Below are 14,864 nucleotides of genomic sequence, written 5' to 3' on the forward strand. Positions count from 1 at the left end.
TTTATTTAAACAATTAACTTACTGTAGAGAAGCTAAACTAGCTTTTATCGTTTCAATTTTAGCTAATGTATCTGATTCTTTTTTGCGTTCTAAAACTATTACTTGCTCTGGTGCATTACTTACAAATCGCTCATTAGACAACTTCTTTTGAATTCCTATTAAAAAGCCTTCAGCTCTTTTTAACTCTGCATTTAGCTTAGTTATTTCTGCTTCTACATCAATTGTATCTAATGAAATTGGAACAAAATATTCATTTGATTTTACACGAAAAGATGCTGCGCCCTCTACCTTATCGGTAACATAATTTATTTCTGAAGCATTGGTTAGCTTTTGAATTACTACATCAAACTCTTTTGTAAAGTTTTCATTATTTACAACAGATAATTCTATCGCATCTTTAAATGAAATATTTTTATTTTTTCTAATCGTTCTAATCCCTGAAACCACACCTGTAGCAAACTCAAAATTTGTAATTAATTCTTCATTTGTTTCTCCAACTGTTGGATATTTAGCAATAATTAAAGCATCATCTGGAGTTCTTTCAGTAATATGCTGCCAAATTTCCTCTGTTAAGAAAGGCATAAATGGATGCAATACTTTTAAATTATTCTCTAATACTTCTATTACAGCCTTATATGTTTTTGCATCAATTGGTTGCTGGTATCCTGGTTTAACGATTTCTAATAACCATGAAGAAAAATCATCAGTAATTAACTTGTAAATAGCCATTAATGCATCCGATAAACGATACTTACTAAAGTGATCTTCTATTTCTAGTAATACTTTACTAAACCTCGCTTCGTACCAAGCTAGTCCTATTTTAGCAGTTTCTGGTTGGGCTAAACTCTCATCAATCTCCCAACCTTTAATTAAGCGGAAAGTATTCCAAATTTTATTAGCAAATCCTTTTCCTTGTTGGCATAAATCTTCATCAAATAATAAATCGTTTCCAGCCGCTGCACTTAATAATAACCCTACACGAACTCCATCAGCACCAAAATCTTCTATTAATTTTAAGGCATTTGGTGAGTTCCCTAAGGATTTACTCATTTTTCTACGTTGCTTGTCTCGCACCAATCCTGTTAAGTATACATTTTCAAATGGACGTTGATCTTTGTATTCGTATCCAGCAATTATCATACGTGCTACCCAGAAGAATAAAATATCTGGTCCCGTTACTAAATCGTTTGTTGGATAATAATACTTGATTTCTTCATTCTCAGGATTACGAATTCCGTCGAAAACCGACATCGGCCATAACCAAGAAGAGAACCATGTGTCTAACGCATCTAGATCTTGTTTTAAATCAGAAGCACTTAATGATGTATTCCCTGTTTTTTCTTGAGCTAGTTTTACTGCATCTTCAATATTTTCAGCTACCACAAAGTCTTCTTTTCCGTCTCCAAAATAGAAAGCAGGAATTTGTTGTCCCCACCATAATTGACGAGAAATATTCCAATCACGAATGTTTTCCATCCAATGACGATAGGTGTTTTCAAACTTTTTTGGAAATAACTTTACCTCTCTATCTTCTCCTAAAACAGCATCGATAGCTGGTTTTACTAAGTCTTCCATTTTTAAGAACCATTGATCTGATAATCTTGGTTCAATTACCGCTTTAGTTCTTTCAGAAGTTCCTACTTTATTGGTATGAACTTCAGTTTTCACCAAAAACCCTTTTTCTTCTAATTCTTTGGTAATTTCTTTACGAACTACAAAACGATCTTTTCCTTCATAATGTAATCCGAATGAGTTTAAACTAGCATCTTCATTAAAAATATCAATTACTTCTAATTTATGTTTATCTCCTAAAGCTTTATCATTTTCATCATGTGCAGGAGTTACTTTTAAACACCCCGTACCAAATTCAACATCTACATATTCGTCTTCAATAATTGGAATTTCTCTATTACATAAAGGAACAATTACTTTTTTACCTTTTAAATGTGTGAAACGCTCATCGTTTGGATTAATACAAATAGCTGTGTCTCCTAAAATAGTTTCTGGGCGTGTAGTTGCAATAGTTACTTTTTCATCAGAGCCTACTATATTGTACTGTAAATAATATAAATTTCCTTGACGTTCTTCGTAGATTACTTCTTCATCAGAAAGTGTAGTTTTTGCTTCAGGATCCCAATTTACCATTCGGTACCCTCGATAAATTAATCCTTTATTATATAAATCGACAAACACCTTAATTACCGATTCTGATAATGCAGGATCCATAGTAAATGCGGTACGTTCCCAATCACAAGAAGCTCCTAACTTTTTTAATTGATCTAAGATAATACCACCGTATTCGTTTTTCCATTCCCAAGCATGTGCTAAAAACTCTTCACGTGTTAAATCATTTTTATCAATACCCTGTTCTTTTAACTTCGCTACTACTTTTGCTTCAGTAGCGATTGAAGCGTGGTCGGTACCAGGAACCCAACATGCATTCTTTCCTTGCAATCGGGCACGACGAATTAACACATCTTGAATAGTATTATTTAACATATGCCCCATATGTAATACTCCTGTAACGTTTGGTGGCGGTATAACAATTGTATAGGGTTCGCGTTCATCTACTTCTGAATGAAAGTAATTATGCTTCATCCAGTAATCGTACCATTTTCCTTCTACTTCTTTAGAATTATATTTTGATGGAATATTCATATGTTATGTGTATCTTTATGGTTAATAATTTAACATTTTTTAACCTTTGGCATTGTTTTTGAAATTCGATTAGCAAAAATACAACTATCTATGAGGTACAGAAAATTAGAGGTTGTTTTTTTAGAACTTAAAGAAATAATACTAAATTTGTAGCGGTTAACACCCTTAAAAATTAATTTTACCATTATGAAAACAATTTTATCATTTATCGCTGTTTGCTTTATCACCTTAACAGTAAGCGCTCAAGAATTTAAATTTGAATCTGAAACTATTGACTATGGAAAAATAGCTCATGGGTCTGAAGGAAAACGCGTATTTGAATTTACAAACGTAGGTGACGCACCTATTATTATTAAGGATATCGTATCACCTTGTGGGTGTACAGTACCTACAAAACCTGAACAACCTATTATGCCTGGTAAAAAAGGACAAATTGAAGTTTCTTACGATACAAAAAGATTAGGTGGTTTCTCTAAAACTTTAACTGTTATTTCAAATGCTAAAAACAAAAGAAAAAGAGTTAAAATTAAAGGATTTATTGTAAAGGATGCTACTCCTGCAAAAGAGAAAAGTACAGTAAGTGATAGTTAAGGATTTATCTTAATATAAAAAAAAGCTCAACTTAAGTTGAGCTTTTTTTTATATTCTTTGTTCTAACCTAAACATAAATTTAAGTTTAACACCATTTCTTTCAACCTCCATCCTTATTTTTTTATTAGGTTTTGTATGAAACATATCTATAATTTCATTCAAATGATATTCATGTGCAGCTTTCCCATTAATTCTTTTTATTACATCTTCAACTTGAAGACCTGCTTTAAAAGCAGGTGAGTTTTCCACTACTTTATCTATTTTATACTTAGGCTTAAATCGATAAAAAAAAGTACTTACTAAAGAAATTACATTATTTTTAGCAGTCTGATTATTTGTACTATAACTATCTGTAAATTTAGTTGTTCCTTTCTCTTTTATTAACTCTTGTCCATCATACACAATATGCAACCCGCTCATATTGTAATAAAACCCTTTATTTAATGAAGCATTCTTTTTAAGAACAACTCTTTTATTCGGATAATCAATCCAAACCTTAAATCGTTTTAAAATACCTCCACCAATACTCCCATTTCTTTCTTTAAATTGTCTTGCATTAAAAGTTGATGAAGAGTCTAAAAAAGACACTGTTGGTTCACCTATTTTAAACTTTCCGATAGAAATTTTCTGAATTCTACTTCGGTTTCCATAAATAGTACCGCTAAAACCTTCCCCTATTATATCTTTAAAAAACTTCTTAGGCGTTTTAAGCTCTTTTTTTGTTCCCTCAAACAACCAAACTGCATCACTACCTCCTGTATCAATTAATAGTTTTACTGGTAACATTCTTGTTCCCAATGTATCAACCTGCACATTAACATCTATATAAGGTTTATTTCTATAAAATTGTAAAGGAAAACTTTCACATTTATTACATACATTCAGACCATATGTTTTAGGATTATAAAAATCAATTCGTTTATTTACATAATTAATTTTTACTATAACATCTTTTAATAAGTCATACCCTATAATACCGTGAATGGTTGTCCCCATTTTTGCAGAAATATCAAAAGCATCTTTTAAAATAACATATAACCCTTGATTAGAACTAGTAATATTTTTAATTCTAAAATTATTCCCTCTAGAAAATAAGGCTTCTACTGGTTCTCCACTACCTAACCCTCTTATAAATACCTTTTTTACATTGTTTAAACCAATACTATCTTTAGAGGTTAGGTTAAATAAGATTGTTCTATTTACACCTGTATCTAATATAAATGATAACTGATGCCCGTTAATTTCCAATGGAATAACTACTAAATTGTTGATTAATTGAAATCTTATCGATTGTTTTTTTGTTCCATTTCCCAAAAACTGAAAACCTTGTTGAGTAAATGCAGACACACTTAAATGAAGTGTAAAAAAGTAGAGTAATAATCTATTCAAAAGAACTTATTTTATGGTTATATACTTAAAGATACAATCTTCATTTTAGAAATTCTGTTTTTTATGATTTTTTTAACCGATTTTTTCACCGTAAACATTCTAATACTCTCAAATATATTTCGCAAATTTGCCTTTCAAACAACTAATTTAATTTAAAAATGCCATCAATTTCTAGTAAAGGAAACGCAATGCCTCAATCACCAATTCGTAAATTGGTTCCTTTTGCTGAGGCTGCTAAAAAAAATGGGACAAAGGTTTATCATTTAAATATTGGTCAACCTGATATTAAAACACCACAAATTGCTTTAGATGCAGTAAAAAATAATACTATCGAAGTGTTATCATATGCTAGATCAGAAGGTTCAGAAGAGTACAGAACTAAACTAGCTAATTACTATGCTAAAAATGATATTCATGTAACGGCTAATAATATCATTGCTACTACTGGAGGATCTGAAGCTTTATTATTTAGTATTGGTAGTATTACCGACCCAGGAGATGAAATAATTATACCTGAACCTTTTTATGCTAACTATAATGGTTTCTCTACAGCTTCAGGAGTAAAAGTGGTTCCTGTTATTTCTAAAATTGAAAATAACTTTGCTTTACCTGCTATTGAAGATTTTGAGAAGTTAATTACTCCAAAAACTAAAGCTATTTTAATTTGTAACCCAGGGAATCCAACTGGATATTTATACAGCAAAGAAGAAATTGAAAAGCTAAAACAAATTGTATTAAAACACGATTTATTTTTAATTGCTGATGAAGTATATCGTGAGTTTACGTACGGTGGAGAAAAACACAACTCAATAATGGCTTTGGAAGGCTTAGAGCAAAATGCTATTATGATTGATTCTGTATCGAAGCGTTACAGTATGTGTGGTGCAAGAATTGGCTGTATAGTTTCAAGAAACGAAGAATTCATTAATACTGCTCTTAAATTTGCACAAGCACGTCTAAGCCCACCAACATATGCTCTAATTGCTAGTGAAGCTGCTTTAGATACTCCTCAAAGTTATTTTGATGAAGTTATTGAAGAGTATGAAGATCGTAGAAACACATTAATTACTGAATTACAAAAAATTGATGGTGTAAAAGTAGCGAACCCTAAAGGAGCTTTTTACTGTGTGGCTGAATTACCAGTTAAAGATACTGACGATTTTGCACAGTGGATTTTAGAAGAATTCAATGATAATAACGAAACGGTAATGATAGCCCCTGCAAGTGGGTTCTACTCTACCGAAGGTGAAGGAAAGAATCAAGTTCGTATTGCCTATGTTTTAAATAAAACTGATTTAAAACGTTCGGTTGAAATATTAAAAATCGCCATAGAAAAATATAATAGTTAATTGAATATTCAAGAAAACATATCTTTAAAAGAATACAACACGTTTGGTATTAATGTAAATGCCAAACGTTTTGTTTCTATTACTTCTGTATACCAACTACAACAACTTTTAAAAGAAGAAAAAGACATCTTTTTAATTTCTGGTGGTAGTAATATGTTACTTACTAAAGACATTGAAACCCTAGTTGTACATATTGATATTAAAGGAATTTCAATAGATCGAGAAAATCATAACGATACCCACATAACTGTAAATGCTGGTGAAAACTGGCATGAGTTCGTTTTATGGTGCGTTTCTCAAAACTATGGCGGACTGGAAAACTTGTCACTTATTCCTGGGAATGTAGGTACTTGCCCAATCCAGAACATTGGGGCTTATGGTGTTGAAGTAAAAGACACTATAACAAAGGTGGAAGCTATTGAAATTGGAACAGGTAAATTGGTTTCTTTTTCTGCGGAAGAGTGCCAATTTGGATACCGTAATTCTATCTTTAAAAACGAAGCTAAAGGCAAATATGTGTTAACATCAGTAAGTTTTCAACTCACTAAAAACAACCATAAACTTAATACTTCCTACGGAGCTATTGAGTCTGAGTTATCTTCAAAAGGAATAACAAATCCAACCATTAAAGATATTTCTGATGCTGTTATTGCTATTCGTCAATCTAAATTACCCAACCCAAAAGAAATTGGTAATAGCGGAAGCTTCTTTAAAAATCCAGTAGTTTCTAAAGATCATTTTGAAAAGCTTAAAGAAAAACACCCTAATATTCCTTCCTATGTAATTTCAGACACTGAAATTAAAGTACCAGCTGGTTGGCTTATTGAACAAAGCGGATTTAAAGGAAAGAGTTTTGGTAATTATGGGGTTCATGAAAAACAAGCTTTAGTTTTAGTTAACTATGGTAATGCTTCGGGCAAAGAAATTTACGAATTAGCGCAAAAAATCCAACAGACTATTAAAGATAAATTTGACATAAATCTTGAAATAGAAGTTAATATTATTAAATAAAAAAAGAGAACCCTAAGATTCTCTTTTTTATTTCTATATCATGTCCCGTCCTGAAATATCGTTACACAAAAATTCAAGTGTAATGAAAACAACTTATGTAAAACGTACTCAGAAAGACTATTCCTTGTCCTTCAAACTTCAAGTAGTTCAAGAGATTGAACAAGGTTTGCTCACGCGTACCCAAGCTCTATCTAAATATCTTATTCAACCAGGAGCTACTATCAGAACTTGGTTAAAAAAATATGATAACTTTGATTGGCAGAATCAAACTCCACTTTCTATGTCAAATGTAAGCTTCCCCAGATTAGAACTGTTTAGTTTTCCAAAAATACATTTTTATTTTGTTTTCTAAGACGTCGGTTACAAAATCCATACTCCAAGTATGGTTTAATACATTTGGAACTTCTAGAGGTTCTTTAATTCTTGCAGGTAAGCGTTTCTTCGCCTTCCTTCTTAAGGGAAATCCTAAGGCTACATAAACACGATGTACACGCTTGTGATTCCAAGGCTTTCCTTCTTCACGTAAGTGATCAAAAGCTTTCCAAAATCCTTCTTCTGAATGGTTTTTAGCTTTTTGTTGTAATGCTTTCTCTATAATCTTATCGTCTTTAGGCTGTGGCTTATAGTAATACACGCTTTTACTCATATTTAACACACGACACGCCCTATTGATGCCGTAATGAATAAGTTCTTTAGTAATACTTCGTTTACGACAGGGCTTTAGAGCTTTTTTTCTATAACCTCTTTAGCCATCTGGTGATCTAGAGCTAAACTTGCATACATTTGTTTTAACCTATAATTTTCTTGTTCTAGTTCTTTGAGTCGTTTTAATTCTTTAGAATTCATCCCAGCATATTTTGAACGCCATTTATAAAATGCAGCAGCACTTACGCCGTGATCACGACTTATCTGGTCAACACTCTTGCCCTTGTCGAATTCTTTTAAAATCTTCGCAATCTGTTGCGGTGAAAATTTACTTTTTCTCATAATACTGTCTAAAGTTAAGATTATTATGCTAATTTTAAACAGTTCGGTTTTTGGGGAAGATTACACCTGAGGAACTAAAAGAAATTTCACAAACTTCTTGTGATGTTTTGGGGAAACTAGGACCTAAAATACAGTGGGTTCATAGCTATGTAGAAGATAAAAGATACTGTATCTATAATACTCCGAATGAATCAAAGATTCGTGAACACGCCGAAAAAGGTAGATTTCCTTTAAATAAAACTTCAACCATTTATGATTCTATTACCATGGAGCAATTAAAATAATTTAAATTATTTTAATTGATATATCAAATATATTTATATTTTTGCTTGATATATCAAACAATATGAATTTCAACACACCTACAACTACTGTTCTCTACTCTATTGAAGAAACTATAAAAGCATATCGTAAATTAAGTCAGCAAAATATCTTACAAGTAGTCCCTGATATTACTGTAGATCAAGCATTAGTTTTACTTCTTCTTGAAAGTAATTATAAAACCCAAACAGAAATTGCCAATTTAATTTTTAAAGACTACGCATCTATGACACGTATTGTGAAATTGATGATAAAGAAAGATTACTTAATAAAAACAATAGATAATCAAGACAAACGAAAAGCTAAGCTAGAGATAACTAAAAAAGGTAAAATAATTATAAAAAAACTCAAACCTATAATACAAATAAATAGAGAAACCGCCCTAAATGCTATTTCAGATGAAGAGTTAGAGCAATTATATGAAACTTTAAAAAAAATAACTAAAAATTGTAATTCTTAAAATGAAGAGATTAATCTATTTACTTGTACTTATAATTACTTTTTCTTGCGCAAAGAAGAAATCCACTCTTATTAAAAATCAAAAAATAAATCAAATTGCTAATTACTTAGACTCTTTATATGGGTTTAGTGGTACTGTTTTAATTGCTAAGAATGATAGTATTTTATTCAAAAAAGCATATGGGTTTGCTCACCTGGGACACAAAATAAAAAACAATATAGGAACAAAATTTTCGTACGCTTCTATAGGCAAATCTTTTACTGCTGTTGCTATATTTCAATTAATTCAAGAAGGAAAATTATCATTACAAGATAATATCGGTAAGTTTCTTCCTAACTATCAGAATAAAGAAGCTAGAGACTCTATTACTATAGAGTTATTACTAAAACATAGAAGTGGATTACCTAACTATTTTCATTCCGAAAAGTTCTTAAATACCTCTAAAGATAAATATAGAACTACGGAGCAACTTTCGTATCTGTATGAAGATGAGCCTTTAGAGTTTAAGCCTAACAAACAATTTGCATATAGAAATACTAATTATATTGTACTAGGTAGAATTATAGAAGCCATCACAAAATTACCTTATAATGAGTATGTACAAGAGCATATATTCTCTAAAGCTGGTATGCAAAATACAGGTAATTTTGATATTGATCATACTATTGAAAATGCTTCTAAAAACTACACTCTTTCAAACAATTACCCTAACCAATTACAAAAAACAATTTTCATGAGAGGTGTAAAAGGTACTCCAGCTGGAGGTGGATACACAAACGTGGGGGACTTGTATAACTTTACAGTAGCCTTTAAAAACAATAAGCTTTTAAACAAAACCTATACTGACCTTATGAAAAAAGAACCAAAAAACAATTGGTATGGGTACGGAATGCAGTTTGCAGGAGCTAAAGGTTCAGGAATTTATGGTCACAGTGGAGGACATTTCGGTACTGGTGCTGAATGGCGAGTTTTTGAACAACAAAATTACATCGTAATACTTTTAACTAATAAAGATCTAGATCAAGGTTTTTTTGATGCTCGTTTTTTTTTAGAAAAAATAATCTCAGGCACAACTCCAAAGCTAGACAACTACTTTTTTACTAAAAAGATAATTAAAACTTGTTTGAATAACGGTATTGAAGAAGCTAAAACAGAAATTAAAAACTCAAAATTCAAATTTTCTGAAATAGACTTGAACGCCAAAGGTTATGAAATGATAAAAAGAGGTTTTTATAAAAAAGCTATTGATTTATTCATACTTGAAACATTCTCCTTTCCTGAGTCTTATGATGCATATGATTCTTTAGGAGAAGCTTATATGGAAAATGGTCAAATAAAAAAAGCTATCAAAAATTATCAAAAAATCCTCAAGCTTAATCCTGATAATACAAATGCTGTAAAGAAACTAAAAGAATTAAAATCTATTTAATTGTAATTAAATGAAATACTACACTATTCTACTCATACTAATTACACCATTAGCTTTTGCTCAACAAGAGACAACATTAGAAAGTTACATGGATGCCCAAGCAAGTATTAATAATTTTTCAGGAACAGTATTAGTTACTAAAAATGACTCCACCTTATTAAAAAAAGCATATGGAACTGCTGATTATGAGTGGAAAATTCCAAATACAATTGACACTAAATTTAGCTTAGCTTCCGTATCAAAACAATTTACAGCTGTTGCCATTATGCAGTTGATCGAAAAAGGTAAAATGTCGCTCGATGATAAACTTGTTAAATATTATCCAGATTTTCCTAAAGGAGACCAAATAACAATTAAAATGATGTTAACACATAATGCTGGACTCCAAATGGATTATGATGAGTTATATCTTACAAAAACATCATTAGATAAAGATTCTGTAGCAAATTATATTATGCAAAAACCTTTGTTGTTTAAACCTGGTTCAAATACAGCATACAGTAATATTGGGTATTACTTACTTGCACGTATTATTGAAAAAATTTATAATCAATCATATTCAGCATATCTTAAAGTAAATCTATTTGATAAAGCTAAAATGTACAATACAGGTGTAAGCACCAATGATTCAATCGTTTTTAAATCTGCTAAAACCTATTATAAAAAAGATGATACGCTCATAAAAAACCCTTACATAAACTGGAGTTTTAATATTGGGCATGATGGTATCTACTCTACTGTAGAAGATTTATACCTCTGGAATAAAGCTCTTTTTAACAGTACAATTATACTAAACGAAGTCTCTAAAAAAAAGGTACTTACCTCATATAATGATCAAAAATTTGGTTTTGGCTTAATGGTAAATCCTTTTTATAATCAAAACCATAAATTAATAGCCCACGATGGAGGGTTTTATGGAGCCATGACTTCGTTTAATAAATTTACCAATGATAACATTTTTATTACCGTATTATCTAACAATCAATCCCCTTCCTATTTAATCGCTTACGGACTAGCTGCAATTCTTTTCAAAAAGTCTGTTGAGCTTCCGTACAAACATCAACTAGTAAAAATAAACCCTATATTATACAGTGAGTATGCTGGATATTATGGAAGTGTTACAATTCTTAAAAGGAATAAAAAACTATACTACGCTAACTATGATACTGAATTATTACCTGAGTCTGATGTCAAGTTTTTTATTGCTAATAATGACAAGACTATTGAATTTATTAAAAACAAAAAAGGTAAAGTGACCAAAATTATAGTTAGAAAAGCTGGAGTTGCTGAAATTAAAAAGAAAGCTAAATAAGTAATTAAATACTCCCTAAATTTTGATACTATACTACTAAAAATTATCAGAAGAGTTTAGAAATAAACCCTGAGAAGTTACGCGAATTATTTTTATTAAATAATTAGCATCAACAAAAAACTCCGCTCTACAGCGGAGTTTTTTATTCTTCTTCATCAGTAAAAGAAGTATTCTTCTTAGCTTTCTTACTACCTTCATACAACTCGTACTTAACAAAACGACAATCTAAATCGGCGTTTTTAAGCGGAACTCTTTTTGACGTTCGTAAACCTACATGCTTTAAAGCTTGAATATCCGATGTGATTAACCACGCTGTTGAATTTGGATAATTATTCTTTAAAGTATCTCCTATTTTTGTGTAAAACTCTTCTACATCAATATTTAAACGCTCACCATAAGGCGGATTGAATAAAATTGTAGTTTTACCAAACACTTCTTTCTTAGAGTTAAAGAAGTTTACGTGATGGACTCCTATAAATTCTTCTAAATTTGCATTGATAATATTCTGTTGTGCTTTTCTAACCGCAGACGGAGCTTTATCAAAGCCCATAATTTTAAAATGTGAACTTCGTATTTTCTTTAGCAATGAATCTTGAATAACAAAGTATAAATCTTCGTCATAATCTTTCCAGTTTTCAAAAGCAAAATGCTTACGGTTAATGTTTGCAGGAATTTGATTTGCAATCATTGCCGCTTCAATTAAAATAGTTCCTGAACCACACATCGGATCAATAAAATTCTCCTCACCTTTATATCCAGAAAGCAACACTAATCCTGCTGCTAATACCTCATTAATAGGCGCAATATTCGTTGCACTACGATATCCACGCTTGTGCAACGAATCGCCAGATGAATCTAACGAAATGGTTAACCATTCTTTATGAATATGAATATGAACTTTTACATCTGGATATTTTAAATCTACATTCGGACGCTTCTTATACTTATGCATAAAGTAATCGGCAATAGCATCCTTTGATTTTAAACTGATGTAATGTGAATTTGTTGTAAAATTATTAGAATTTACTACAGAACCAATCGCAAACGTTCCATCAACATCTAAAAAACGCTCCCATTTTACACGCTGAATCGCTTCGTATAAATCTTCTTCATCAAAAATTTTACTACGTTTTATGGGTTTTAAAATACGAATAGCAGTACGCAATGCAATGTTTGCTTTGTACATAAATCCATTATCCCCCTTAAAAGTAACACTTCGTATTCCTTCCTTCACTTCCATTGCTCCTAGTTGACGTAACTCGTCAGCTAAAACTCCTTCTAAACCTGCCATCGTTACGGCAGTCATTTTAAAATCTTTTTCCATGTAACTGTAAAATTTCACTGCAAAAGTACAGTTAATTTTGGGTTGTTGTGAATCTTTTCTACTTTGAATATAAAAAACGTAAGTTTTGCGTATTTTTGCAGACCTTTATAGTTATGAATACAACAACAGATTGGTTTACTTCATGGTTTAACACACCATATTATCATATTTTATACAAGCATAGAAACGATGCCGATGCACAGTTTTTTATGCGAAATATTACTTCTTTTTTACAACTACCTAAATTGAGTCGTATTGCTGATTTGCCTTGTGGTAAAGGACGTCATGCAGTGTACTTAAACTCGTTAGGTTATGATGTTGTTGGAGGTGATTTAAGCGAAAATAGTATTGAACATGCTAAGCAATTTGAAAATGATACGCTTCATTTTGAGGTTTGGGACATGCGAAAGCCTATTGAAAGTAAATACGATGCTGTGTTTAATCTCTTTACTAGTTTTGGTTATTTTGAAGATGATAATGAAGACATCGCTGTGTTAAGAAGTATTAAAAACGGATTAAAAGAAAACGGAGTATTTGTATTAGACTTTTTAAATGTTGAAAGAGTGAAAAATACGCTAGTAAAGGAAGAAGTAAAAACGATTGACGGCATTGAATTCAATATAAAAAAAGAAATTAAAGACGGATTTATCTTAAAACATATTTCTTTTACTGCTGATGGGAAAGCACGCTCATACACAGAGCGCGTTAAGTTTTTAACGTTAGAAAAGCTACAACCATATTTTGATAGTGTTGGCTTACAGATAACACATATTTTTGGCGATTACAACCTTAATGATTTTAATTCACAATCTTCTGACCGTTTAATTATTGTTGCAAAATGAGTTACTTATTGCTAATTGTTTCTGTTTTAGTAGGTGTTTTATTTGTTTTTACACTAAAACCTAGTAACACCTTCGTTCGCTTATTATTAGCCTTTAGTGGTGCATATTTACTTTCGGTAACCATTTTACATTTATTGCCAGAAGTATATCACCATACCGATAACACAAATTTAGTTGGTATCTTAATTTTGGTGGGAATCATTATTCAATCAGTATTGGAATCTTTTTCTAAAGGTGCTGAACACGGACATATCCATTTACATTCTGACTCTTCAGAATTTCCTTGGTTACTATTCATTAGTTTATGTATTCATGCTTTCTCAGAAGGATTGCCAATTCATCACGCAGATGATAATTTGTTATGGGCAATAATCGTACATAAAATTCCGATTGCTATTGTTTTAACTACCTTTTTATTACATGCAAAATATTCGAAAAAAGCAGTATTTTTCTTTTTAACTGTATTTGCATTAATGAGTCCTTTAGGTATTTTAGTATCTAACAAAGTTCCTTTAATAGAACAGTATTATACAGAAATTACAGCCTTAATAGTTGGTGTGTTTTTACACATTTCAACCATTATTCTTTTTGAAAGTACCGAAAACCATAAATTTAACTACAAAAAGTTTGCAGCTATTATTTTAGGAGTCTTATTAACTATCTTCTCTATGCACCAACCCCACTGAGAAAGCAGGTAAACACACCGCTACATATTCACAAGGTTCGGTAAATGGATTTGAATATTGAATACGTACATTTTTTTCAATTTTGATAGATTGTCCTGCTTCTAGCACTATAATTTCTCCATCAATATTGAATTGCTTTTTTCCTTTGATAATATAGGTGTATTCTTCAAACTCTGGTATTTGAAAAGGCTCACTCCAACCTGCTGGAGCTACCATGTATGCTATGCTTACTTTTGAATTTCCATCAGTAGCGTTTCCAAAATGTTCTTCAATTAATTTTCCATCGGTAGTTGGCACTACAAACGGACTTTTTTGAATGGTATATTTTTTACTCATATTGTTTTACTTATTTCTTTTAACTATTTAAATATATAATTTGTCTTACGAACTTAATTAAAATAGACGAAAAGTTACTCTTATATTAAAATTGAGTCGTCCTGAAATAGATTGACAGTTTTTATAAAATATTAATTAAACCTTTGAAGCTAGCTTCAAAGGTTTTTTG

13 protein-coding genes and 1 pseudogene are annotated in these 14,864 nt (G+C 31.0%); 9 read left to right on the forward strand and 5 right to left on the reverse strand.

Going from position 1 to position 14,864, the window contains the following annotated elements; translation table 11 throughout:
- Positions 1-18 precede the first annotated feature (18 nt).
- Positions 19-2,658: a valine--tRNA ligase gene (locus Q4517_RS14095; RefSeq protein ID WP_303510684.1), complete on the reverse strand. Its 2,640-nt coding sequence runs from the start codon at positions 2,656-2,658 to the stop codon at positions 19-21.
- A gap of 186 nt (positions 2,659-2,844) precedes the next feature.
- Between Q4517_RS14095 and Q4517_RS14100 the strand changes: the two genes are divergently transcribed.
- Positions 2,845-3,249 carry a DUF1573 domain-containing protein gene (locus tag Q4517_RS14100; RefSeq protein WP_303510686.1) on the forward strand — a complete coding sequence of 135 codons (405 nt, stop codon included), beginning with the start codon at positions 2,845-2,847 and terminating at the stop codon, positions 3,247-3,249.
- A 48-nt stretch (positions 3,250-3,297) separates the two neighbouring features.
- Here Q4517_RS14100 and Q4517_RS14105 read toward each other — a convergent pair whose 3' ends face one another.
- Positions 3,298-4,638 carry a retropepsin-like aspartic protease gene (locus Q4517_RS14105; RefSeq protein WP_303510689.1) on the reverse strand — a complete coding sequence of 447 codons (1,341 nt, stop codon included), beginning with the start codon at positions 4,636-4,638 and terminating at the stop codon, positions 3,298-3,300.
- A 158-nt stretch (positions 4,639-4,796) separates the two neighbouring features.
- Here Q4517_RS14105 and Q4517_RS14110 point away from each other — a divergent pair, with 158 nt between their 5' ends.
- A complete protein-coding gene (locus Q4517_RS14110) occupies positions 4,797-5,987 on the forward strand; it encodes a pyridoxal phosphate-dependent aminotransferase (RefSeq protein ID WP_303510692.1) in 1,191 nt (396 codons plus the stop codon).
- The gene (gene murB / locus Q4517_RS14115; RefSeq protein WP_303510695.1) at positions 5,988-6,998 is read left to right on the forward strand and encodes a UDP-N-acetylmuramate dehydrogenase; all 1,011 of its coding nucleotides are present in this window, start codon (positions 5,988-5,990) and stop codon (positions 6,996-6,998) included.
- 340 nt (positions 6,999-7,338) lie between these two features.
- Here the strand turns inward: murB and Q4517_RS14120 are convergent.
- Positions 7,339-7,985 (reverse strand): annotated as a pseudogene (locus Q4517_RS14120) (transposase); the annotation flags it as partial.
- A gap of 50 nt (positions 7,986-8,035) precedes the next feature.
- Here Q4517_RS14120 and Q4517_RS14125 point away from each other — a divergent pair.
- The 4 genes from Q4517_RS14125 to Q4517_RS14140 all read left to right on the forward strand — a co-directional run bounded on the left by Q4517_RS14125 (position 8,036) and on the right by Q4517_RS14140 (position 11,507).
- Positions 8,036-8,269: a DUF4242 domain-containing protein gene (locus Q4517_RS14125; RefSeq protein WP_303510697.1), complete on the forward strand. Its 234-nt coding sequence runs from the start codon at positions 8,036-8,038 to the stop codon at positions 8,267-8,269.
- Between the two features lie 62 nt (positions 8,270-8,331).
- Positions 8,332-8,766, forward strand: coding sequence for a MarR family winged helix-turn-helix transcriptional regulator (locus Q4517_RS14130; RefSeq protein ID WP_303510700.1), 435 nt, complete (start codon positions 8,332-8,334; stop codon positions 8,764-8,766).
- 1 nt (position 8,767) lies between these two features.
- Positions 8,768-10,195, forward strand: a complete 1,428-nt coding sequence (locus Q4517_RS14135; protein ID WP_303510703.1) for a serine hydrolase — start codon at positions 8,768-8,770, stop codon at positions 10,193-10,195.
- A 10-nt stretch (positions 10,196-10,205) separates the two neighbouring features.
- The gene (locus Q4517_RS14140) at positions 10,206-11,507 is read left to right on the forward strand and encodes a serine hydrolase (protein ID WP_303510705.1); all 1,302 of its coding nucleotides are present in this window, start codon (positions 10,206-10,208) and stop codon (positions 11,505-11,507) included.
- A 142-nt stretch (positions 11,508-11,649) separates the two neighbouring features.
- Here Q4517_RS14140 and Q4517_RS14145 read toward each other — a convergent pair whose 3' ends face one another.
- Complete coding sequence (locus tag Q4517_RS14145) at positions 11,650-12,831, reverse strand: class I SAM-dependent RNA methyltransferase (RefSeq protein ID WP_303510706.1); 1,182 nt, start codon at positions 12,829-12,831, stop codon at positions 11,650-11,652.
- Between the two features lie 113 nt (positions 12,832-12,944).
- On the opposite strand from Q4517_RS14145, the gene Q4517_RS14150 reads away from it, so the two are divergent.
- Positions 12,945-13,673, forward strand: a complete 729-nt coding sequence (locus Q4517_RS14150) for a bifunctional 2-polyprenyl-6-hydroxyphenol methylase/3-demethylubiquinol 3-O-methyltransferase UbiG (RefSeq protein WP_303510709.1) — start codon at positions 12,945-12,947, stop codon at positions 13,671-13,673.
- Positions 13,670-14,359, forward strand: a complete 690-nt coding sequence (locus Q4517_RS14155) for a ZIP family metal transporter (RefSeq protein ID WP_303510711.1) — start codon at positions 13,670-13,672, stop codon at positions 14,357-14,359. Before Q4517_RS14150 ends, Q4517_RS14155 begins: the two co-directional genes overlap by 4 nt.
- Here the strand turns inward: Q4517_RS14155 and Q4517_RS14160 are convergent.
- Positions 14,327-14,695 (reverse strand): cupin domain-containing protein, encoded by a 369-nt coding sequence (locus Q4517_RS14160; RefSeq protein WP_303510713.1) that lies wholly within the window; start codon positions 14,693-14,695, stop codon positions 14,327-14,329. The two genes, Q4517_RS14155 and Q4517_RS14160, sit on opposite strands and share 33 nt — an antisense overlap.
- Between the last annotated feature and the right edge of the window lie 169 nt (positions 14,696-14,864).

The organism is Tenacibaculum sp. 1_MG-2023 (genome assembly GCF_030547425.1).
Classification (GTDB): domain Bacteria; phylum Bacteroidota; class Bacteroidia; order Flavobacteriales; family Flavobacteriaceae; genus Polaribacter.